General features: G+C 47.3%; 22 protein-coding genes. 14 read left to right on the top strand and 8 right to left on the bottom strand.

Features of this window, described 5'->3' with window-relative positions:
- The 6 genes from LQ777_RS16305 (at window position 1) to LQ777_RS16280 (ending at window position 4,593) form a co-directional block, all read left to right on the top strand.
- Entirely contained in the window at window positions 1-279 is a 279-nt protein-coding gene (locus LQ777_RS16305; RefSeq protein ID WP_232558994.1) for a GIY-YIG nuclease family protein, read from the top strand.
- 312 nt (window positions 280-591) lie between these two features.
- Window positions 592-1,254, top strand: a complete 663-nt coding sequence (locus LQ777_RS16300; protein ID WP_232558993.1) for a hypothetical protein — start codon at window positions 592-594, stop codon at window positions 1,252-1,254.
- Between the two features lie 34 nt (window positions 1,255-1,288).
- Complete coding sequence (locus LQ777_RS16295) at window positions 1,289-1,894, top strand: SHOCT domain-containing protein (RefSeq protein WP_232558992.1); 606 nt, start codon at window positions 1,289-1,291, stop codon at window positions 1,892-1,894.
- A 57-nt stretch (window positions 1,895-1,951) separates the two neighbouring features.
- Window positions 1,952-2,332 (top strand): VOC family protein, encoded by a 381-nt coding sequence (locus tag LQ777_RS16290; protein WP_232558991.1) that lies wholly within the window; start codon window positions 1,952-1,954, stop codon window positions 2,330-2,332.
- A 574-nt stretch (window positions 2,333-2,906) separates the two neighbouring features.
- A complete protein-coding gene (locus LQ777_RS16285; RefSeq protein ID WP_232558990.1) occupies window positions 2,907-3,647 on the top strand; it encodes an SDR family oxidoreductase in 741 nt (246 codons plus the stop codon).
- 28 nt (window positions 3,648-3,675) lie between these two features.
- Complete coding sequence (locus tag LQ777_RS16280) at window positions 3,676-4,593, top strand: helix-turn-helix domain-containing protein (RefSeq protein ID WP_232558989.1); 918 nt, start codon at window positions 3,676-3,678, stop codon at window positions 4,591-4,593.
- A gap of 109 nt (window positions 4,594-4,702) precedes the next feature.
- Here LQ777_RS16280 and LQ777_RS16275 read toward each other — a convergent pair whose 3' ends face one another.
- Both LQ777_RS16275 and LQ777_RS16270 read right to left on the bottom strand, forming a co-directional pair.
- A complete protein-coding gene (locus LQ777_RS16275; protein ID WP_232558988.1) occupies window positions 4,703-4,855 on the bottom strand; it encodes a hypothetical protein in 153 nt (50 codons plus the stop codon).
- 41 nt (window positions 4,856-4,896) lie between these two features.
- Complete coding sequence (locus LQ777_RS16270) at window positions 4,897-5,235, bottom strand: phage integrase SAM-like domain-containing protein (protein WP_232558987.1); 339 nt, start codon at window positions 5,233-5,235, stop codon at window positions 4,897-4,899.
- Window positions 5,236-6,206: 971 nt separating this feature from the next.
- Between LQ777_RS16270 and LQ777_RS16265 the strand changes: the two genes are divergently transcribed.
- A complete protein-coding gene (locus LQ777_RS16265; protein WP_232558986.1) occupies window positions 6,207-6,431 on the top strand; it encodes a hypothetical protein in 225 nt (74 codons plus the stop codon).
- Window positions 6,432-6,557: 126 nt separating this feature from the next.
- Window positions 6,558-7,163 (top strand): outer membrane beta-barrel protein, encoded by a 606-nt coding sequence (locus LQ777_RS16260; protein ID WP_232558985.1) that lies wholly within the window; start codon window positions 6,558-6,560, stop codon window positions 7,161-7,163.
- Between the two features lie 268 nt (window positions 7,164-7,431).
- Here LQ777_RS16260 and LQ777_RS16255 read toward each other — a convergent pair whose 3' ends face one another.
- Together LQ777_RS16255 and LQ777_RS16250 are read right to left on the bottom strand one after the other, a co-directional pair.
- Window positions 7,432-7,911, bottom strand: a complete 480-nt coding sequence (locus LQ777_RS16255) for a hypothetical protein (protein WP_232558984.1) — start codon at window positions 7,909-7,911, stop codon at window positions 7,432-7,434.
- Window positions 7,912-8,117: 206 nt separating this feature from the next.
- The gene (locus LQ777_RS16250) at window positions 8,118-8,588 is read right to left on the bottom strand and encodes a hypothetical protein (protein WP_232558983.1); all 471 of its coding nucleotides are present in this window, start codon (window positions 8,586-8,588) and stop codon (window positions 8,118-8,120) included.
- Window positions 8,589-8,787: 199 nt separating this feature from the next.
- On the opposite strand from LQ777_RS16250, the gene LQ777_RS16245 reads away from it, so the two are divergent.
- From LQ777_RS16245 to LQ777_RS16230, 4 genes are all read left to right on the top strand, one after another.
- Window positions 8,788-9,219 carry a hypothetical protein gene (locus LQ777_RS16245; RefSeq protein WP_232558982.1) on the top strand — a complete coding sequence of 144 codons (432 nt, stop codon included), beginning with the start codon at window positions 8,788-8,790 and terminating at the stop codon, window positions 9,217-9,219.
- 277 nt (window positions 9,220-9,496) lie between these two features.
- On the top strand, window positions 9,497-9,955 hold the full coding sequence (locus tag LQ777_RS16240) for a response regulator (RefSeq protein ID WP_232558981.1): 459 nt from the start codon (window positions 9,497-9,499) through the stop codon (window positions 9,953-9,955).
- 257 nt (window positions 9,956-10,212) lie between these two features.
- On the top strand, window positions 10,213-11,070 hold the full coding sequence (locus LQ777_RS16235; protein ID WP_232558980.1) for a DUF5694 domain-containing protein: 858 nt from the start codon (window positions 10,213-10,215) through the stop codon (window positions 11,068-11,070).
- 349 nt (window positions 11,071-11,419) lie between these two features.
- Window positions 11,420-12,217 carry a glycosyltransferase family 2 protein gene (locus LQ777_RS16230; RefSeq protein WP_232558979.1) on the top strand — a complete coding sequence of 266 codons (798 nt, stop codon included), beginning with the start codon at window positions 11,420-11,422 and terminating at the stop codon, window positions 12,215-12,217.
- Between the two features lie 6 nt (window positions 12,218-12,223).
- On the opposite strand, the gene LQ777_RS30515 is transcribed toward LQ777_RS16230, so the two are convergent.
- Together LQ777_RS30515 and LQ777_RS16225 are read right to left on the bottom strand one after the other, a co-directional pair.
- Window positions 12,224-12,352, bottom strand: a complete 129-nt coding sequence (locus tag LQ777_RS30515) for a hypothetical protein (protein ID WP_255720679.1) — start codon at window positions 12,350-12,352, stop codon at window positions 12,224-12,226.
- A gap of 76 nt (window positions 12,353-12,428) precedes the next feature.
- The gene (locus tag LQ777_RS16225) at window positions 12,429-16,532 is read right to left on the bottom strand and encodes a hybrid sensor histidine kinase/response regulator transcription factor (protein ID WP_232558978.1); all 4,104 of its coding nucleotides are present in this window, start codon (window positions 16,530-16,532) and stop codon (window positions 12,429-12,431) included.
- Window positions 16,533-16,951: 419 nt separating this feature from the next.
- On the opposite strand from LQ777_RS16225, the gene LQ777_RS16220 reads away from it, so the two are divergent.
- Together LQ777_RS16220 and LQ777_RS16215 are read left to right on the top strand one after the other, a co-directional pair.
- A complete protein-coding gene (locus LQ777_RS16220; protein ID WP_232558977.1) occupies window positions 16,952-18,535 on the top strand; it encodes a Na+/H+ antiporter in 1,584 nt (527 codons plus the stop codon).
- 135 nt (window positions 18,536-18,670) lie between these two features.
- Window positions 18,671-19,990 (top strand): cryptochrome/photolyase family protein, encoded by a 1,320-nt coding sequence (locus LQ777_RS16215; protein ID WP_232558976.1) that lies wholly within the window; start codon window positions 18,671-18,673, stop codon window positions 19,988-19,990.
- A 97-nt stretch (window positions 19,991-20,087) separates the two neighbouring features.
- Here LQ777_RS16215 and LQ777_RS16210 read toward each other — a convergent pair whose 3' ends face one another.
- Both LQ777_RS16210 and LQ777_RS16205 read right to left on the bottom strand, forming a co-directional pair.
- A complete protein-coding gene (locus LQ777_RS16210) occupies window positions 20,088-20,270 on the bottom strand; it encodes a hypothetical protein (RefSeq protein WP_232558975.1) in 183 nt (60 codons plus the stop codon).
- Entirely contained in the window at window positions 20,267-20,722 is a 456-nt protein-coding gene (locus LQ777_RS16205; protein ID WP_232558974.1) for a hypothetical protein, read from the bottom strand. The genes LQ777_RS16210 and LQ777_RS16205 overlap by 4 nt, the downstream gene beginning before the upstream one ends.
- Window positions 20,723-20,866: the final 144 nt, after the last annotated feature.

Raw genomic sequence — 20,866 nt, 5'->3', positions numbered from 1 at the left:
ATGGTTTACTCGGATAACGCTCCTGATCTCGAGTATAAAATCCATAAGCAGCTTGCCGAAAAGCGAATCAACCTCATCAATAACCGGCGAGAGTTCTTTAGAGTCGAGCTTGATGAAGTTGAGGATGTTTTTGGTAAGGCTGGCCACCCGCTCACCTTAACCAAGCTAGCCGAAGCGAAGGAGTACCGGGAATCGATTGCTATTCGAGAATCCCAAATCCGAGCTGATAAGGAGTTGGCCATGCAAAGTGCAATGGTTATGCCCCTGACGCTGGATTAATAGTTGTCTGATTTTTCTTCAAAGCTAACTTGGCTGGTTGTCGGCGATGAGAAACGAGCAATACGCTAGTGGACGGCAAGCGGCTAATCCTAACATAGACTAGCTGGTATTAGTAATCGGCCAGTATGAAGATCGGCTAAAGAAGCAGGCGAGCAGTTTGATAAGCTGAAAGAATTTGCCGGATCAGTACTGCATAATCCGAGCGTCGTTGAGGCTATCGAGAACTTAAAGCACTTGATTGACAACTCACATAGCTTTTGATTGCAAACATTAGGTTGATCGGAATTTATGTGTTTGACTTGTTGTGCTCCTATGATGAAAAGAGTACTTTTCTTATTCTTGATTTCGCTGAGCAGCTACGCTCAGGATAAGATTGAAGGTATTGGCCGGTTTAGAATTGGCAGATCGACGATTGGCTTGATTGACTCATTGGTATCTGAGTCCGGCGAACAACTGTCGGTTGTCGATAACTATATGTTCGATCAGGAAAATACAAGTATAGGCGAGTTGGTCATTAACAGGCAAAATCCCCATGAAAGCCCTATTGGCTCTTCCTTTTGTCCTGATGTCAGGGTATTCTATATGAACCAATACGAAGTATCAGGAATAGCACTGACGAAAATTTACCTAATCTTTAAGAATGAACGATTGATAAGTTTGAAAAGTAGTAATTCGATGGAGCTTGAAGAGGCTTTGGCTTTGAAGTATGGCGAGAAAGAGCCAACTGTACGAACAAAGCCAGTCAGTTGCGGCAACGAAACGATCTTATCAAGGCGTTGGGTCAATAATACGCTAATAGCCACTACGTATAGCAGGATCTATTATAACACAAGTTGTAAGAAACAGTTGGTGGAGTATTTTTGGATTCGAGACACTGATAAGTATGATGAGTGTGAATCATGCAGTGAGAAAGCCAAATCGCTACTAGTCAGTAAACAACAGCAGATCAAAAGAGACAAACTTAAAGATTTTTAAGACTATCAGTAAGCATTTCGCGAGCTACACCTTCATGAAGCATCTCTTCACATTAATTCTTCTTCTAGTATTCCCGTTACTACTTTCTGCCCAGACCAGGCGACGAACACCCGTCACGGAAGCTGATTTGCAACCCGGTAAGCCTTGGCTCTATTCTGAAGATTTCGATTACGGCTATCAAACCACACTTGGTGGCTGGATCATCAAGAAGGGCGATACGCTACAACTGGGGAAAGGAACCCTACCCGATAAAGCTTTTGCCTTTATCTACGAGAATCCGGCATCATTTACGGCTGATTACCGCAATGGCCGGTTGATTAAAGACTACCTAGGTACTCGTTTTGCCCGTAAAACGGTTGTTGTCAAAGATCTGAGTATGGTGGGCACAAAGAAGACTGGCTTTGCAGCTGTAGCCATTGTGTCCGTTGGCCTCATGGCTCGCTACCGGGTCGAACTGGCCAATGCCTTTGAGGCCGGTGAGGTGATACCACCCGCCGAGTACAGAACGGCAGAAACATCTCCGGTAGCTGATAAACCCATTGGTGTAGCGGATGAGCTGATTAAACTAAAGCAGCTGCTGGATGCGGGCGTTCTAACGCAGGAGGAGTTTAACGCTCAGAAAAAGAAGCTGCTCAATTAATAGGTAGGGACAACGCGTGCTAATAGCTTCACTGGAGTAACAACCAAATCGATAACTATGAAAAAAGTAACGGGCCTGGGCGGTGTATTCTTCAAATGCAATGACCCGCAAGCCATGAACGAGTGGTACGCCAAAAATCTGGGATTAGAAACCAGCGAATACGGAACAACGTTTGAGTGGCGGCAGGCTGATGATCCCGCCCAAAAAGGGTCAACCACCTGGGCCGCATTCGCCAGCGATTCCGAGGTGTTCAATCCCTCCGCTAAGCCGTTTATGATCAACTACCGGGTGGAGAATCTTGCCGCACTGGTGGACGAGTTGAAACGGGATAACGTAACGATTGTTGATGAAATAGCGGAGCACGATTACGGCAAGTTCGTGCACGTGCTCGATCCAGAGGGGAATATCATTGAGCTCTGGGAGCCGAAGGGTGAATAGGACGCCTTAGTCTGCGTGTCTTTGCTGGTAGAGTCGAATAAAGCCGCGAACGGCCCATATGCCTTCAAAAAGGCTAAACCAATACCAGTTAGCCAAAAAACCGTAGACAGCGCCGAGGATACACGATAAAGCAAAGCCCAATACCCACCACCTGGAGCGGGCTTGCAGAAAGTAACAGACGAGAGAGACAGCAACGGCAGCTAGACCAAAAATTGTTAATACACTCATGAACGTTAACCGGTTTGATTCATTAGTCGGCTAAACTCGCTGATGTACAAACGTCCACACACTATGAAAGACGATAACTAAATCTGAACCATCAGTTGCTTCTATACAATCTGTTGACTTACCACTTATTTCAATGAAAAACTAGTCTACCTGGCTTTACTTGTTTTCCTATTGCAATTACTGGCGCAAACCGTTAACGGCGTTTCCTGACCAATATCAATGTTGAATACCAAGCCTAGTATTCAACATTCTATACCAGTGTTTTTCTGGCTACAACGTTTGCCTTTTTGGCTACACCTACCAGCTTTCTATGGGTGAATTTTGCAGTGTAAAATCTGTTTTAACTATGGAAAATGGAATCAAAGGTAAAGTGGTAGCAATTACAGGAGCCAGTAGCGGTATAGGGGAAGCTACCGCTTTATTGCTCGCTGAGAGGGGAGCAGCCGTTGTACTGGGTGCACGCCGGGCCGACCGCCTAGCAGCGCTTAACGCCCAAATCAAGTCAGCGGGTGGTGAGGTAGCCTATGTCGTATCAGACGTTAAACGAAAAGCTGATTTAGCGAGTTTGGTAACCCTGGCGTGCGAGCGTTTTGGAAAACTGGACGTACTGATTAACAATGCTGGCGTGAGCCAGCTCTCCCGAATTGATGAACTGGACGTTGAGGGGTGGGAGGAAATGATTGATATAAATTTGAAGGGTGTCTTATATGGCATTGCCGCTGCGCTGCCTGTTTTTAGTCAACAGGGCTCTGGCCATATCATCAATGTTATATCTACGTCAGGAATCAAAATTGTTCCTATGCAAGGCGTCTATGCTGCAACAAAGAATGCCGTTCGTACCCTAAGCGAAGCTTTACGTCAAGAGTCGAATGGACGGTGGCGCGTAACCGGTATATCGCCAGGTTTTGTACGAACCGAATTTGCTAGTAAAATCAAAAATCCTTCGATGAGGGCCGCTATCACTGAACGGAGCGAAACAGTAGCTATTTCACCCGATGCTGTTGCCCGCGCTATTGCCTTCGCCATCGAGCAGCCGGAAAACGTCGATGTAGGTGATATCGTGGTTCGGCCTTCAGCTCAGGATTAACCGTCAGATTTAACCAAGTAAATGTGATATGAAAGCGTCTGATAAGAAAACGCATCTAGTCACTAGCATCTCAACGTTGATGGAGCGGATCGCGCAGCCTAAGCCGCTCCATCCACTCATCGCATTGGTTAACTACAGCAACTTAGCGGTGAATCTGGCTGATGCGGGAACATCGTTTATTATCAACTTCTACAAAATATCCTTTAAGCGGAAGTTTCAAGGGCAGGTAAGGTACGGGCAGGGGTACTACGATTTTGACGAAGGAGGCTTGGCTTTTTTGGCCCCGAATCAGCTAGTCACGATGTCGGGAGAAGAAAGCAGCTACGAAGGCTATAGTCTTTATTTTCATCCGGATCTTATCCGGCATTATCCACTTGGAAATACAATTAATAAATACGGATTTTTCTCCTACGCCGTTTCGGAAGCCCTATTTTTATCCGAGAAAGAGAAATCCATTGTTACTGATCTATTTGACAGCATAGCTAGTGAGCTGGCAACGAATATAGACTCATTCAGCCAGGATATTATTGTCTCTCAAATCGAATTGTTACTCAACTATTGCAATCGATTTTATAATCGACAATTTATTACGCGGAAGGCTATTTACAATGATTTGATTGCTAAACTGGACGCGTATCTGTCAACCAGGCTCAATGGCCAAAACGCGTCGCTTTCTGGATTACCCTCCGTTAGAGAGCTATCAGACTATCTTGCCGTATCACCCCGCTACCTGACCGACATGCTCAAGTCGCTAACTGGCCAAAGTACGCAGCAGTTTATCCACAATAAGTTGATTGAAAAGGCTAAGGATATGCTGAGCACCAGCAGTCTAAGCATTGCTGAAATTGCGTACGAACTAGGTTTTGAGCATCCTCAATCCTTCAATAAGCTATTTAAGCAAAAGACGAATGTATCACCCGTCGAGTTTCGCCAGTCTTTCAACTAAACCACTTATGGGGGTAGAGACTAGCTACTCTTTGTCCTTCTTTTTAAACGAGGTCAGCGCACTAGCGTACTGCGCTTTTACGTCATCTTCAAAGCTGTCAAGGTAGCTCTCAGTCGTCCGGATTCCTGATGACCCAGGCGCTCACTGATAAACTTAATCGGCGCTTCAGGACGGTACTAAATGAGTGGCGAGCCGTGTCGGTCGTTACGTCTTTGTCGATATCAACTGTAGACGCTATCTGACGAATATAAATATTCGTCATCTTAACGAATTGTCGAATTTTCCCTAATTCCTGTTCTGGCGTTAAGCCGGGCTTGAGGACGTTAAAAATATATTGGTTAGGCCGAATTGGCCGCTGTCCCCAACGCTCAATGATCGCTTTAATTTCTCCGGAATGCCTTCCTCTATTGCGCGGTTATAGATCGTGCGAAGGCTCCTCAGGTAAATACCCACTGTTGTCAGGGAGCGACTATTGCCAGTCATCCACAGCTCAAAGCTTTTAAGCCAAACGGGTGTAATAGCCGAAAAAGATAAAACGCTTTGTCGATTATGATAAGTCCTGATGGCAACCAGCGAATCCTTATAACTACTAGCTGTACTGGCGCGACCTTCTCTAGAAAGCTGATCGATGTACTGCTCCATAGCCATGAGCACATTGTCAGGGCGGTTTGGACTTTTACTGCTATAACGACTTTCGAACTCGGTAAAGCTGAACACGGGCAGTACACTTATTATCTGCTCAGCCCTTTTATTGATTGCATCTAGAAAAGCCTTTGTGTCTTTAATAAAATCCTCGCGTGGCTTGGGCTCACAGACTTTGTGCCACTGATCGAGCGTCAGATTAATTTCAGTAGGGTAGTAGCGCTGCTATCGTTGGTAGGTGATGCGTAGCTTAATAGGGTAGGTGCCATCCTGTTTTTGCTGGCGAGTATCGAAGTAAAAGTTGGCCGTTGCATTCATGGTGAAGAGTAGTCAGTATGTCTATACGATAATCAGGTAGCTAAGCCGCTTGCATACAGATTTCCTCAAAAACCAGAATTAAGACGAAAATAAATATACCGCTACTTTGTATAATGTATTGAATAACAGTATTAATAATAAACAAGCAGATAGTAAGTATAAATAGACAAAACTGATTTGCAATCAGGATGCGCAAGCGCGTCGGGGGTTCGAATCCCTCCACTGGCTCAGCTGATAACCAGCAACTTAAGTCGCCTTCGGAAACGTTGGCGGTTTTTTGTTTGCATACACTATTGTTTATTTAAGCTTTACAAGGACAGCCGTGTAATGACGCAAGGGTTATTCAGTACACCAATTCTTTGTTCACATGGTGCTCGTTCTCAGCCTAAACAGTACAAGCTGCCCTTCGCCCCTGTTTCTCAGAATACGACGCCCCGCGTGGAAATTAATGTAATACTGGGTAGCTCTACTATCAACAGCTTCTGAAACTAGTTCGAAGGTATATTTGGGCAGCAGGACTGGTAGGAAGGGATACGACTACTAAAACCGATAAAATCATTGCCTAAGCGCTTTGTTAGGCTCTTACAACTAAGTTAGCAGTTAAGGGGTCTAGACGTTAAGTAATTCTATTCACTTAGCTGTTCTAAACTCTGATGAAGTATAATGTGAGTCAACGCAACTGGCCAGTTGGTAGTCCGTTTGGGGTTAAACGAATTGTAGTATCTTATCAGGAAGGGGTAGACATGGTACATGCGCGGCATCGGTACGCTGTCGAGCAAGGATTCCGGTTACTAGCTGAGCGAACAGATGGGTTGATTGCTTTATACTGGGATGATTCTGGCCGATTAACTCGTCTGGCTCTCGAACCATTGGACTAATGTCATGTGGAGACAGATTAGAGCATACATTATGAACAAGCCCAATTAGCCGCCTTTGACTAAATGAAGGTAGGCCGCTGTGTTCATAAACTCTAACTTAGCCTCAATTAAAGCAGCATCTTCAGCATGAAAAGCTCTTTCAAGGTAACAACTTACTTATTTCTGGTTGTAGGCGCACTACTTTTTTCCTCCAAGGCCCAGGCACAGTTTCAAGCGAACCTAATGGGCAATTACTTGGCTCTAACTGAATCTGGCTCCTCGTTTTCGGACGGCCTCTGGGGGGGCGGAGCGACGCTACGCTATTTCATTAAACCTAATTTAGCCGTTGGCTTAAACGGTCGCTACTTTACGACCAGTAATTCGGCGAACTTCGCTATTGACCCTGGAGCAGGTGTTAATGGATCGGTCAAAGCGTCTGGGAATATTCTTATGGTGACAGGGCAAGCCGAGTACTTTTTCTCCACGTCCGCTTTGCGCCCTTATGTTGGGCTGGAGGCTGGATTATACAGAGCCGCTGCCACATTCGAAATTACGAATGGTTACCAGACGTTTAAAGCATCGAACAGCGCTAACAACTTTGGGACGGCTCCTAAGGTAGGGCTGCAATATGCTCTTTCACCTAGCTTGGGATTAAATGCTGATGCGGGTTATCATCTGATTTTTGGTGATGGTGAAACAGGAAAGTGGCTTTTGCTGGGAGCAGGTGTCTACTTTACGTTTGGCCAGAAATAGCACGACTAAAACAAGGATAGTACATAGTAGCCAGCATCTAAGCTGGCTACTTTTTTTGTATGTAGTAATAACTATGGGTAAGTCTATTTGATATACTCTTCTCGGAGTGACACAAAAGGGTTTTGACCAAGTATATGTGCTTGATTAACATACAAGCAACGGCTGTTACAAAAATCGTTGCTCGCTTGAATTACCACTTCAAGCGAGCAACGATTTTAGACTTTTCGAAATTCTTCGTCAGGTATTGCTCTCCGCCGGGCAATTTGTGCTACTTGACTTTGGTAAATTCAGCCGATACGCGACCTAGTTTGTAGCCCGGAGGTAGAAATACGTACGATGCCCAGTTTGGTGAGGTATCGGGTGCCAGAGGGGAGGCAATTACGAGTTCGCTTCCCAGCTGATTATTCGGCTGGGTTTTGTCAGTTTCTAATGTCAGATAGTAGCCTTGTGGCTTTGTAAGCACATAAACTTTATTGTAGGTAGTGTCTCTGGCGGGCGAATAGAAGCCGTTAGCAGGAGCCTGCACGTTGACGCGTACCGTGTCAGGGGCAATGCGTTCGATTTGAAAGGTGATCGTTTTACCGTTGATGGGATACGATTTTACGTCAGGAATCCGTGCTATGGTAGCCATATAGGTACCCGCTATAATTTTCGCAGCATCGGGAGCAAGCACCGGCTGAACACTTGGAGCATCGTGCTGACAAGCAACGCATGCAGTAAGCCCTAGAATGATAAGTTGCTTTTTCATGATGTTAGGCGATTAAACAATTGGAAAAACGTATCAGTCTAATGAATGGTGTGCAACGCTGTTGTATCGGTTTCGTAGCTGTTACCCGTATAAGACTTTTCAATAGCTAGGCTCATACTAAACAAGGTTTTGATCGAGCGTGTATTTCGTGCGTTAAGAGACGCTATCAATTAACGGAACGATAGGATTCTGCACTTTGGCCTTTCCTACAAGTTTACTCCCAGACTGACGGTTTGTCCTAAGGAGTTTACGTAGCCCAGTGCCGCCCGAATCGTTCCGTCCTGGAAAAGACTAATCTGGCTCACACTTTCCCCACCAAGTGGGCTTAAGTTAGCAGCCGTCAAGCTATAGCGACTGCGAAGGCCAGCTTCTTGTTGACTATACGCTTGCAAGCTAACGGGTGTGATTCTGGCCTCGTACTGATCGTTGACTTGAACCATTCCGTCATCAATTCTTACCTTAACCAGTAGGGTATTATTACTCTTTCGTTCCAATCGCACAAACGAACCGGTTCCCCCTTGCCTGGTCTGACTCATTGGGCCCGCAATCAGATAAGTAACGTTAAATTTTCCTACTAGCGGTGAAGCCAAATCGGGGGTTACTTCCTGGTTGGCTTCGCGACAAGCGGTCAACACCGTAGCGACGCCTACGCAACTAATCCATACGAGCTTGTTCATGGTTGAAAAGTTATCTAAGATGAGTATATGATTTTTGTATGGATAAATGTAAACAATTTAAGTGGATTTTGAGGCCGATGAGTTAATAATACGGCCCGCTTAAGCACAGTATGTTGCCCGCCGTCTAGTTATTTCTCTAGACAAACTTACTATCGCTGAATTGTGTACATTGTGGTCTACTATTGAATACAACCTTACTATGGCGATTTTACCCGACACGGACATTGAACTTGGCAAATGGTATTCAGCAACGCAGGCCCCACCTGACCTCACCGCTGAATCACTCGAAAATAACTATTCAATGATTTTGAATACAGACGATTCGGGTTCTCGGACTGGCTTCTATAACCATCAGGATGAAACGTTTTATTGGCAAAACGAACGTATGGCTGAACAGAGCCGTTCGCAGAAAGCTAATGACAACCAAGAAACAGAGGAAGCTAAGTCGGTTAATGCCTGGCTGATTATTCCCAACGCTCCCGACTTTTCCGGCGTGCAGAACGATATGGTTAAGTCCTATGCCGATTCTTTACTGGTAGAAGAAGACGATGAAGACAGCATTGATGATGGTTTTGTAAGCAAGGGTGAAAGAGATCGTCCTGCGCATCCAGTCAATCCAAGCTTACACTGATTTGTCTACTGAGAGGCAATATGAGTTAAGTAAGCGACTAAGAATTACCCTTCCACTAGGTCCAGAATGAATACACGGCTCTCGCCAAGGGATCTTCGTTGAAAGGAAGCCAGTGAAGGAAGGGTGTTCTTTTTGTCATAACAAGCAGGTTAGTAATGTGTTACACAGTACCTTATATTCTATTAAAAAAAAGAGGTGTTCCAACGGGAATTAGCAGAATTAATATTGATTGTGCATTGTTGAGCGCTCAATACACAAGTACTCAACAATCGCTAGAATGACTCCTGACGACAAGCGTCGCCACCTAAGAAGATCCTTTCCCTTATTGGTCGTAGAGGATAATAAGGACCATCAACTTTTAATCGCTTTCGGTTTACGAGAAAAGATGCCCCTGGCTCAGCCAGTTATGGCCTCTACTCTTGAAGAGGCAGTGATTCACCTGCAAATAACGGCTGCTGAGCAACGTGATTTTCCCCGTTTAGTGCTACTCGATTTAAATTTACCAAGCTCGGATCAGGGCTTTGAGTTGCTAAAAAGGATTAGAGAGGACTATCCCCGCTTACCGATTGTTGTGTTAAGCCACAATGAAGACAGTGCTATAATTGCAAAGGCTTATGAACTAGGCGCTCATTCATTCATTACAAAGCCTTTGGGTCTGGAACAATGGGAGAATTACTTTCGGGCGTTAAATGACTATTGGATAGATACCGTTACACTAGTTCCGCGCAATTACTAACCTTCCTCTTTGCATTTCATTCGCCCTGCGTCCTGACAGCAGAAATAGTACTGTCAGGACGCAGGGCGAATCTATATCGAGCGTGTTTGACCATTCAGCGTGATCAGTCGTAATTAAATCAACTTGCTAGTCGGCAAAACCAGTTTGCCGAAGCGACCTGTCGCGAATCAACAAAAACACTACACTGTCGTTTTACGCTATTTTTGTGCTGAGTGGCCAAGGCCGCACAATCAACCTTCTATACTGTGAAAACTCGAATGAACGTAAAACGTATACTCCTGACAGCGGTAGTAGCATCACTTCTTAGTGCATCCGTGCAGGCTCAAAAAACAGATATTATGCTGTTGGGGTCCGACCACCTTGCCCAACTTTATAACAGCGGTAATCCAAACACCGACGTTTTGCTGCCTAAACAACAAGGTGAGCTTGCTGCGTTTGCAAAACGGATTCTGCCTTATCGGCCTGACCTGATCATGGTGGAGGTGCTTCCTGACAAACAACAACGGATCGACAGTTTATACAATCTCTACGTTCACGACAAGCTAAAACTCGATCAACTGGAAGATGGTCGAAGTGAAGTTTACCAGCTAGCCTTTAGAATGGCTAAACAACTCGGTCTACCCAAAATACATTGCGTCAATGCGCCGGGAGGAACTTCGCAAGGCATTTTGGATAATGGTGAGAACATCCAGTTGTATAAAGAAGAAGGGGCGGCCTTGAGATCAATGGTCGTTGAAAAAGTAATAGCCCTACAGGAAAATAAATTATCGTTTACGAACTACCTGGTTTTTATCAATCAGCCTGAGACTTACAACAAAATTTATCATCTACGCTATATCACGCCAGCGAGAGTGGTGAATGGAACATTTAAAAATCCGGATGCAATGGTCGATACGGCCTTTATCAACCCCGCCTATATTGGTGCTGAACTGATCTCTGTTTTTAAAAACAGAGATTACAAAATATACTCCAACATGGTTACTGCCCAACTAAAAACGAAGGCGAAACGGGCGTTACTACTCATTGGGGCGGCTCACCTTGGCTCCCTCAACAGCATTCTACGGGACGATACGGATTATAACGTAGTGGACCCCCTTAAATACCTACAACGGTAATCGCAGTTTATATCGCCAACTGAAAGTGGATCAACAACCCGGTACTGTTCAGGTACCGGGCTGTTTTAGTTTTTGGTGCGTAACCATAGTACGATTGTCAACATACTCCCAGCATAGCGCTTGATAGTAACATGAAAAAGTAAAAATTCGTATCGACGGGTAAAATGGTAAACTAAATAGGGATTTTTATAAGAGTTATTTATCGTTTTATAATTCGGTTTATCGTCTAAAGTAACCTAAAAACGGGCTAAACCAGCTGCTCATCGAAATCCACTTAGCCTAGCCCTGACTGACCGCTACATTTGAATCAGCCAATCGGCACTATATTCTCTCAAAACGATACGCTATCATGGTTCACGCATTCAACGAGGTAACGGTATTAATCACCAACTACAATCGAAGCCTTTCGCTGGAAAATCTGCTCAAGAGTTTTCAGGCGCTTAACTGCCAGTTCGCAGCTATTATCGTAACGGACGATGGTAGTCAGCCTCTTCACCTGGATCGAATCAAGAAGCTACAACAGAAATTCTCTTTCGAGTTGCTTACCTCCCCCCGTAACATGGGTGCTGGTTATAACATGAATAAGGGCCAGCGGGCGGTAAAGACGCCGTATACCCTGTTTGTTGAAGATGATTTTGAAGCAGGTGCCCAATTCCCAGCCGCGCTTCGCGAGTCGTTAGCGCAAATGAATAAACGTTCCGAGCTGGATATTGTACGCTTTTATGCCTACTTCCGCTATCCTTACCTGAAGCCTTATTCCACTATGTTTTCGGAAATGGTCTTTTCACCCTTGGCTATCAACTACCGGAAAGTGCATTATTACAGTGACCATCCTCACCTGCGCCGTAGCTCCTTTCTGGATAAATTTGGCCCTTTTGACGAAACAACTCCACCAGACCAAACGGAGTACAGAATGTGCATCTCCTTTCTGCAAAACAAAGGTAAAGGGCTCTTCTACGAGGACCATACGGGGTTATTTTATCACAACAATTCGGCAGAACCCAGTACGATTCAGCGGAGCGGGTGGCAAAATAGCAGCGGTGCTTTAATGCGATTTGCGCGGGTAATCTACCGACAGCTTAAACACAACTACGATATACACTTTATGAATGTTGGACGTCGTCATGTTCTGGCGCACAACGGCTAACGCCAGTCATTCGGCGATTGCGCTACGGTTTGCGTGGTCGATACGGTTCGTATCGACCATGTCGCCACAATCCGAAGGGTGAATGTGGTGGGCGAAGTAGGTTCCGCCGTGAGCTGTTGACAAGCGCTTATCCAAAGGGCAATTCGTACACCAGTTAGCCAATTTGCAAAGCGATCATTTATTGTTAAGTGTCGAGGTTGTGACAAAAATGTTACGACAAAGGCGTATTGGATCGGGCGAACTCGGTAGGAGTCAGCTGATAGGTTTCCCGAAAGCACTTGGTGAAGTAGGCCGGACTCTCAAAGCCTACTTGATAAGCGGTTTCGGTAACCGACATACCCTGCTGCAAATAAACGCAGGCACGTTTTAACCGGTAACCGCGTATGCATTCACTCGCCGACAGCCCTGTCAGTGCCTTAAGCTTGCGGTATACGCTCATACGACTCTGTTCCAGGGTAGCGGCCAGGGCTTCCGCTCCAAACGTTGAATCGTCGAGGTGTTGCTCCACTAGCGCGTATACCGATTCCAGGAAGGGGTCTATGGGGGCAGAGCCGGGAATAGAAGTTTCCTGGTCCGGCTGAGTCAGGCTTGCTTTAAACCTGTTACGCAGTTGCTGAGCTTGCTGAAGTCGATTATGTACCCGCCATTGCAACTCTTCGATCTGAAACGGTTTGGTAAGATAATCGTCAGCGCCAAGGCTCAACCCTGTCAGGCGGCTGGCTGGCGCTGTCTTAGCCGTTAAAAGTAGCACCGGAATATGACTGGTACGCCAATCGTTTTTTAGATGCCTGACCAGCGTATAACCATCCATGACCGGCATCAGTACATCGCTTATGATTAAATCAGGGATTTGCTCAACGGCCTGCTCAAAACCGACCTGCCCATTTAGGGCCTGCAATACCCTGTAGTGAGCCGGTAAACTCTCAGCGATCAATTGTCGCAGTTCAGCGTTGTCTTCAACCACCAGCACGACAGGGGTTTCTTCCGTAGCTTTATGGAGCGGTGCTGGATCGACTGCTGTTGTCGCAGAAAGAGCAGCCGCCACTGGTCGGTAGGGAAGCGTTACCTGAAAAGTAGTGCCTTCCCGTTCCTGGCTTTGTACCTCAATTTTACCTTTTTGCAGCTGCACCAATTCATACACCAGTGCCAGCCCGATCCCGCTGCCTTCTCGCTGCCGATCTTTGGAAAGCTTGTCCGGACGGACGTTGGTCACCCGGTAGAAGCGTTCAAAGATGCGGGGTAACTCTTCGGGTGCTATGCCAATACCGGTATCGGACACGATGATTTGTACGCCGTCGTCAAGGGGCGTAAGCTGGGTCAAAACCGTTCCGCCTGCGTTGGTAAACTTGAGCGCATTTGCCAGCAGGTTGACCAAAATACGCTCAAGTTTGGTTGAGTCGAACCAATAGGCAGGCTGCATTCCGGCCGAATCAAAATTCAGCTGAATGGACCGGACTTCGGCCTGCGTGCGAAATGAGTCAACGATTGTCTGGACAAACAAAACCAGATCGCCTGTCGATTCTTCCACCGGTAAGGCTTTGGCTTCCAGTTTCGAAAGATCCAGCAGTTGATTGACCAGACTCAACAGTTGGTGCGCACTGCGATCAATCGTATCCAGCCGACGATGATTTTGTACTTCCTGAGTCGGATCGTATAATTTCTCCTTTAACTGCTGGGTAGGGGTGAGAATCAGGGTCAAGGGCGTACGAAACTCATGTGTTATGTTATCAAAGAAATGACTTTTTAAGGCCGTCATCACTCGTCCTTGTTCGTCCTCGTAGGCTTGCTGCTGGGCAAGCTGTTTTTGCGTCAACCGGCGCCGATAACGACGAATGGCCAGTAGACTGAGTCCAACGACCAGTAGTCCATATAGCCCGTACGCCCAGTAACTGGCCCACCAGGGGCGGTGAATAAGAATCGGTAGTAAAAGGCTCTGCTTATTCCAGAGTCCATCGTTATTAGCCGCCTGGACTTCGAAGCTATAATTACCTGGGTCAATGTTCGTATAAGAAGCTACTGGCTGAGTACTGTTGGTTTCCCGCCAGTGTGTGTCATAGCCATTAAGCCGAAAGCGAAACCGATTTTTCTGAGGCAGGTAGTAATTGAGGGCCGCAAAGCCAAACGAAAAATCATTCTGATTATGGGCAAGCTCCAGTTGGTTTACGTAGGGAACAGCCAGCGGCAACGGACTTTTTTCGGGAAGCGTGTCACCCGCGCTGTTCCGGATTGGGACGGCTTGATTGGCCAGTTGAAAATCCGTCAGCACTACCGGTGGCTGGTAAGGGTTTTTCTGGATCTGTAACGGGTCAAATACATTAAAGCCACTGATTCCGCCCACGTAAAATAATCCATTTCGCGCTTTCAGCAGAGAGCCTATCAAGAACTCGTCGCTTTGCAAACCATCCCGGTGGTCATACTGGTTGAGTGAAGATTGCCTGGTGTCGTAGCACAGTAGACCCTTCCGGGTTGTTATCCAGATCCGGTTCTGAGCGTCGGTCAGGACGCCCATTGCGCTTTGTCCCAGTGAAGTCGAATGCGTTAATTTAGCCTGTTGCCCTTGATTAGGATCTAACCGAAACAGCTCCCCGTCCCCTGAGGTTACCCAGATCAGGCCGCGATTGTCCTGGGTAATACCAATCGCTCCTCCGTACTGTCCGGTTCGGTCAAAAGGGTAGTGGGAAAACCGGTGCGTAACGGAATCAAACAGATCGATGCCATTCGCAACGCCCAACCAAACCCGGTGTTGTTGATCTTCGAAGATGGTTGAAATGTTGCCTTTAGCCAGGCTATACGGATTCGCTGGTTCATGGCGGAAGGTTTGATAACAGCGCTGCCTGTAATCAAAGCGGACCACCCCCCGTTGACCAACCATCCACCAGTTGTTTTGCCAGTCTTTCAGGACTTTATCAATTTGCTGGTTCAGTAAGTCGTTACTAGTTGGCTGACAGCTTTTTATAAGGCCAGTTTTGTCGTCTAGCCAGTGACGCCAGGGACTTGTCCGGGTTAGCTGCCATAGTTTGCCCTGGGGGTCCAATATGTTCGTAAATGGATATTGCTTAAGGCCAGATACGTTCGGGTAGTAGGTAAATTGATTCGTTTTCGGATCGAATCGGCTCAGACTGTTACCATCGACGTCTATCCAGATGTGGCCCGCTTCGTCTTCCAGAAAGGCGGTTATCAATTCGGTGCGCATACCGGCAGAAGCATAGCGGTCCGACTTGTAGACCCGAAACGGCTGGCGGGCGGCATAGCGAATGTTGATTCCTCCTTGCCAGGTGCCTAGCCAGAGATTCTGCTGGCGGTCCTGAAAAATCGTTTTGATGACCGGTGAGGACAAACTATGCCGATCCGTAGGCATTGGCAAATAGCGGGTGAATACCTCTTTCGAGCGGTCCATCAAGTTCAGACCACCCCCATCCGTACCTACCCAGAACTGCCCCTGTTTATCTTCCAGGAGGGTGTACACCGCGTCGTGGCTCAGGCTATTGGGGTTGCCAGCCTGGTTTCTGAACGCTTTGAAGGTTCCTTTTCGGCGGTCCATCAGATTGAGCCCACCCCCGTAAGTAGCCACCCAGAACCGCCCCTGGCGATCTTCGTACATATTGGTAACGATATCGTGGCTCAGGCTTTGCGGATTCGTGGCTTTGTGGCGATAAACCGTGAACTGGTTCGTGCCTGGATTCAGGACGTTTAGGCCACCGCCGTAAGTGCCAATCCAGATCAATCCCTGCAGATCCTGATACAACGAACGGATTTTAGGACTGCTGATTCCGTTGGGGTTGTGTTCTTGAAAGGGATAACGTGTAAACCGCTTCCGCACAGGATCGAACCGATTGAGCCCGTTTGTCGTTCCGATCCAGATAAAACCCTGTCGGTCCTCTAACAACGCCCATACTTTATTGTGGCTGAGGCTATTGGGGTTATTGGGCTGGTGGTAGTAGCGCACAAAGGTGTCCTGCTCCGGGAGGTAACACGTGAGTCCGTCTTCGGTTCCTAGCCAGATGTGCCCGTGCTGGTCTTCCAGCAAAGCATCAATTAGGTTATTACTAATGCTATTGGGATTGTTGGCCTGATGAAACCAGGATTTAAATTGCAGGCCGTCGTAGCGGTTTAGCCCTTCTGCCGTGCCAAACCACATAAAGCCCAGCCGGTCCTGAATCATGCAGGTCACGTAAGACTGGGATAACCCATCGGCCAGCGACAGACGGTCCCATTGAGGGGGTAGCGGTTGACCTAGTAAGCGAAAATGGGTAACCAAGATGCCAATCAGCGAAAACCATATATTGGCGTTACTCCGAATAAAGTAAGTCCACATGGGGGTGGAATAATGTCATTCCTCTAAATATCTTATTTCGTCAAGCAAAAATTACTGAACGATTAAGCAATATACGGTAAATCAACAGGAAGCGATTTATATCGTTGTTTCTGTTGATCTTAACAAGCTTATCCGCGGAAGGAAAGTTACAAAAACAAACCAGAGCATAAGGCTGAAACGATGCATCGCCGGGCAATCTGTCATTCCTGTGAGTGATTGGTATGAGCAGACGCTCTCTGGGATCAATCCATTGTCGATCTTCATTGACCTATGCAGCCTGCCCTTGACCAATAAAAGTAATTTTAACCACAGTAGGTAGGGAATTTATCCGTTGCCGATCAAGGCTTCTGTAGCTGATACAGTCGGTAAATGATATATTGCTGAAGCGAATAAACAGCCAACTACACAACCTTGACTTAATGCACACCCTTTTACCTTTTTTACTCGCTATGGTAGCCACCATCGTGCTGCTGAATGCGTGGGCGACTCACCTAAAGATTGCTTATCCCGTTCTGCTGGTGGTGGCAGGGCTACTCGTCAGTTTTATTCCGGGACTGCCAATCGTCCGTATCCATCCTGATCTTATCTTTTTTATTTTCCTGCCGCCCCTCTTGTTTGAGGCTTCCTGGACGATCTCATTCAAGGAAATGAAGAAATGGTGGCGTATGATTGGCAGCTTTGCGTTTCTCGTCGTGCTGTTTACGGCATTCTCGGTAGCGCTGGTGGCCAACCATTTCATTCCCGGATTTACCATTGCCCTGGGGTTCTTGCTGGGTGGAATCGTGTCGCCACCGGATGCGGTAAGTACTGGTGCGATTACCAAATTTGTGAAAATTCCCAAAGCTACCTCCGTTATTCTGGAGGGGGAAAGCTTGCTCAACGATGCATCGTCGCTTATTATCTTTCGGTTCGCGTTGGTAGCCGCCGGTACGGGTCAGTTCGTTTGGCAGCAAGCGGCTCTTAGTTTTTTATGGATGGTAATCGGGGGGGCAGGCATTGGTCTGCTGCTGGCCTGGATTTTTGTTAAAACTCATAAACGTCTTCCCCTCGATGCGCAATCGCACATTACGCTGACGATTATCGAACCCTATTGCCTGTACTGGGTAGCTGAACAGGTGCATTGTTCGGGGGTGCTGGCTATCGTGAGCGGTGGCTTATTTATGTCGGCTAGGCGGCTTGTTTTTCTCAATAGTGCCAGCCGGATTCAAAGCTTTAGCGTGTGGGAAAGTTTTGTGTTTATACTGAATGGAATTGTTTTTCTAATCATCGGTCTGGAACTTCCCGAAATTGTCGAAGGGGTACGCGCTGAAGGCATCCCGCTCCGTACCGCCATTGGTTATGGCGTACTGATAACGGGCGTATTGATCGTTGCCCGAATCATTAGTTCATACGCGGCCTTGATCGCTACCCTGATTTTCCGGCCCAGCGTAGCCCCCATCTCTCGTTCCAACAGAAGGCGTTGGCTGATGCCCCTGCTTCTTGGCTGGACAGGTATGCGCGGTGTGGTGTCGCTGGCGGCTGCTTTGGCGATACCCATCACGTTGGATAATGGCGCTGCCTTCCCACACAGAAACCTTATTCTGGTGATTACCTTCGTTGCCATCTTGCTTACCCTGCTGGTGCAAGGGCTTACGTTGCCTTACCTGATAGCCCGGTCGAGGTTGTTTGACGGCTTGTTCAACGAAGAAGCGGAAGAACAGGTCAGACAAAAAATGAAACAGGGCTTAAAGCAGCACGTCTACCAATTTCTGAAGGCGAAACACGAGAAAGAACTGAACGGTCAGGCTAGTATGGAAAAATTCCTGACGCTGTGGGAAGAGCGGGCTAAAGCTACGGATGACCGGTGGATGAACGTAAAAACAAAGTCTCTTTTTGTGGAAATGCTCGAAAGTCAACGACAGTATCTGGCTGAACTGAACAAAGATCCTCTGATTGACGAAGCGATTATCCGCCAGCAGCTGTATCAGATCGATCTGGAGGAAGAACGGTTAAAAATTATTTAGCGCATCTTCCAGAGTAGACATTTTCGACGGTTGGTCGAACAAAGTGGATTGACAAAGCGATATGAAGGCTGATAGACCTTGTCCCTGTGGCATCAACACGGACTTAACCCGTTTATGTCGTTTGTTTGATCCGTTATGACCTTTTCAACTGACCAACCCATTGCCCTCTGCTGGCTCCGCCGTGATTTGAGACTCGACGATAATGCCGCTCTCTACCACGCGCTCAAAAGCGGGCATCCGGTTCTGGCTGTTTTTATCTTCGACCGCATCATTCTTGACCCGCTGAGCGATCGGCACGACCGCCGGGTCGCGTTTATTCACCAGCAGATTCATGCGCTACAGGACCAGCTGACTCAACTGGGCTCTACACTGTTGGTATATTACGGTGAACCGCTGACGATCTGGAAACAAATCATGCAGGCAATGCCGCTGGCCGGCGTGTATACCAACGCTGACTATGAGACCTACGCCAAAGAACGCGACCAGCAGGTCCAGCAATTGCTAGCGGAGCAAGGGATTGGTTTTCACGCCTACAAAGACCAGACGATCTTCGACACCGACGAGGTCCTGACCGACGCAAAGAAGCCTTACTCGGTCTTTGGCGCTTATCAACGGAAGTGGAAAGCCAACCTGACCGACTTTTACGTTCGCTCTTACCCGACTCGGGATTATTTTAACAACTTCTATCAGACGGCGGCTCAGTCAATACCCAGTTTAGCGTCTATGAAGTTCAAACCCGTCAACGAGTCGTTTCCGGCTACGCAGGTATCGGATCAACTGTTAGAGCACTACGCCAAGAACCGGGACAAGCCCGCTCTGGAAGGAACCACCCAACTGAGTATTCATCTACGCTTCGGCACCATCAGCATCCGGCAGTTGGTGCGCCAGGCTCAGGCGCACAGCGAGCGTTTTTTGACCGAACTGATCTGGCGTGATTTTTACTTTCAGATTTTAGATCATTTCCCCCACGTTGAACATAAGCCGTTTCGACCAAACTACGAAGCTGTTCCCTGGCTGAACCGCGAAGAAGACATTGAACGCTGGCAGCAAGGCATGACGGGGTACCCGCTGGTAGATGCGGGTATGCGTCAGTTGAACCAGGTTGGCTGGATGCATAACCGGGCTCGGCTCAATGCCGCTAGTTTCTGCATCAAACACCTGTTGATCGACTGGCGGATTGGTGAAGCTTATTTTGCCCAAAAGCTGCGCGACTACGATCTGGCGGCCAACAACGGTAACTGGCAGTGGGTCGCTGGTTCGGGCAACGATGCTTCGCCGTTTTTCCGGGTTTTTAATCCGGTTTCGCAAGCCAAAACCTTCGATCCGAAAGAAGCTTACATCCGGGAATGGATACCCGAGTACGGTACGCCGGACTACCCAAAGCCCATGATCGAGCACAACTTCGCCCGCCAACGAGCGATCGACACCTACCGAAAAGCATTGAATCGAACATAGGTGCTGGCAGCTGTCTGGCGCTTGTTAGGCGCAGCAGAGCAACCAAAAACCGCCTAGATGCTAGCGGTTTTTGGTTGAGACAAGAGCCACGGACAGGTTATTTTTTGCCAAAACAGACTTGGAATCCTAAGCCTATGTTCAGGGCTTTGGGAATGTTAGGCGTCACGGCATTGGCACTACCGGCTAGTAACGTGTTCAGTGATCCAGTGTCACCGACCGTGTACGTCAAGCCTAAGTCGAAACTGATAGATTGGTTGATGAAAAAGCCTGATAACTTCATTGGTTGCGCACATAGTCAACTTGGTAACCCGCTGGTATTTTGGGAACAACGACGAAATTGCTGTGTCCTTCAACGGGGGATGAGCGAGTGCAGTACGCTTCACTGACTGTATACGTAATTTTTTTGTTGGTATCGTCTCGTTTCACATCGCGGATATAGTGGCTATTGCTTCCCCGGTTAACCGTCGTTAAGCCAAGTAAATCGTACTGGGTGAAATCAATGTTCTCAAGGCGGTTCCCACAGCACTGCGAAAACACGTTCTCATATTGATCCCGACTGCTAATCATCAGGCCGTTGCGGGTTAAATCCTCGCCTTGTTTCTGGTCATAGGCAAAGTACTGCCGGTCTAACACGCGAATGGCCAGGCCCGTCGTCTGGTCGATGCCTTTTTCGCACACAGGTTCCTGGCAAGCGTTTAAACCAATAAGGGACAGGAGTAGAAGCTTTTTCATAAGCCTGATATTTTTAATTGACGAGCGTGGATGCTCAACCAAAAAAACTGGGTATGCTCTTTGTTGGGAAGCCGTAGCTTACTTAGATGGAAGATAAAACAGATCTCCGTATTCTCAATCGTAGCCAGCTCACTGCTTAAGTCT

Origin of the sequence: Spirosoma oryzicola (genome assembly GCF_021233055.1) — a bacterium.
Classification (GTDB): Bacteria; Bacteroidota; Bacteroidia; order Cytophagales; family Spirosomataceae; genus Spirosoma; species Spirosoma oryzicola.
This window is presented reverse-complemented; position numbering and strand designations above follow the sequence as displayed.

Excerpts from the sequence above, each read along its gene's own strand:
- LQ777_RS16305 (WP_232558994.1), top strand. The coding sequence starts at position 1 with ATGGTTTACTCGGATAACGCTCCTGATCTCGAGTATAAAATCCATAAG.
- LQ777_RS16300 (WP_232558993.1), top strand. The coding sequence starts at position 592 with ATGATGAAAAGAGTACTTTTCTTATTCTTGATTTCGCTGAGCAGCTAC.
- LQ777_RS16295 (WP_232558992.1), top strand. The coding sequence starts at position 1,289 with ATGAAGCATCTCTTCACATTAATTCTTCTTCTAGTATTCCCGTTACTA.
- LQ777_RS16290 (WP_232558991.1), top strand. The coding sequence starts at position 1,952 with ATGAAAAAAGTAACGGGCCTGGGCGGTGTATTCTTCAAATGCAATGAC.
- LQ777_RS16285 (WP_232558990.1), top strand. The coding sequence starts at position 2,907 with ATGGAAAATGGAATCAAAGGTAAAGTGGTAGCAATTACAGGAGCCAGT.
- LQ777_RS16280 (WP_232558989.1), top strand. The coding sequence starts at position 3,676 with ATGAAAGCGTCTGATAAGAAAACGCATCTAGTCACTAGCATCTCAACG.
- LQ777_RS16275 (WP_232558988.1), bottom strand. The coding sequence starts at position 4,855 with ATGACGAATATTTATATTCGTCAGATAGCGTCTACAGTTGATATCGAC.
- LQ777_RS16270 (WP_232558987.1), bottom strand. The coding sequence starts at position 5,235 with ATGGAGCAGTACATCGATCAGCTTTCTAGAGAAGGTCGCGCCAGTACA.
- LQ777_RS16265 (WP_232558986.1), top strand. The coding sequence starts at position 6,207 with ATGAAGTATAATGTGAGTCAACGCAACTGGCCAGTTGGTAGTCCGTTT.
- LQ777_RS16260 (WP_232558985.1), top strand. The coding sequence starts at position 6,558 with ATGAAAAGCTCTTTCAAGGTAACAACTTACTTATTTCTGGTTGTAGGC.
- LQ777_RS16255 (WP_232558984.1), bottom strand. The coding sequence starts at position 7,911 with ATGAAAAAGCAACTTATCATTCTAGGGCTTACTGCATGCGTTGCTTGT.
- LQ777_RS16250 (WP_232558983.1), bottom strand. The coding sequence starts at position 8,588 with ATGAACAAGCTCGTATGGATTAGTTGCGTAGGCGTCGCTACGGTGTTG.
- LQ777_RS16245 (WP_232558982.1), top strand. The coding sequence starts at position 8,788 with ATGGCGATTTTACCCGACACGGACATTGAACTTGGCAAATGGTATTCA.
- LQ777_RS16240 (WP_232558981.1), top strand. The coding sequence starts at position 9,497 with ATGACTCCTGACGACAAGCGTCGCCACCTAAGAAGATCCTTTCCCTTA.
- LQ777_RS16235 (WP_232558980.1), top strand. The coding sequence starts at position 10,213 with ATGAACGTAAAACGTATACTCCTGACAGCGGTAGTAGCATCACTTCTT.
- LQ777_RS16230 (WP_232558979.1), top strand. The coding sequence starts at position 11,420 with ATGGTTCACGCATTCAACGAGGTAACGGTATTAATCACCAACTACAAT.
- LQ777_RS16225 (WP_232558978.1), bottom strand. The coding sequence starts at position 16,532 with ATGTGGACTTACTTTATTCGGAGTAACGCCAATATATGGTTTTCGCTG.
- LQ777_RS16220 (WP_232558977.1), top strand. The coding sequence starts at position 16,952 with ATGCACACCCTTTTACCTTTTTTACTCGCTATGGTAGCCACCATCGTG.
- LQ777_RS16215 (WP_232558976.1), top strand. The coding sequence starts at position 18,671 with ATGACCTTTTCAACTGACCAACCCATTGCCCTCTGCTGGCTCCGCCGT.
- LQ777_RS16210 (WP_232558975.1), bottom strand. The coding sequence starts at position 20,270 with ATGAAGTTATCAGGCTTTTTCATCAACCAATCTATCAGTTTCGACTTA.
- LQ777_RS16205 (WP_232558974.1), bottom strand. The coding sequence starts at position 20,722 with ATGAAAAAGCTTCTACTCCTGTCCCTTATTGGTTTAAACGCTTGCCAG.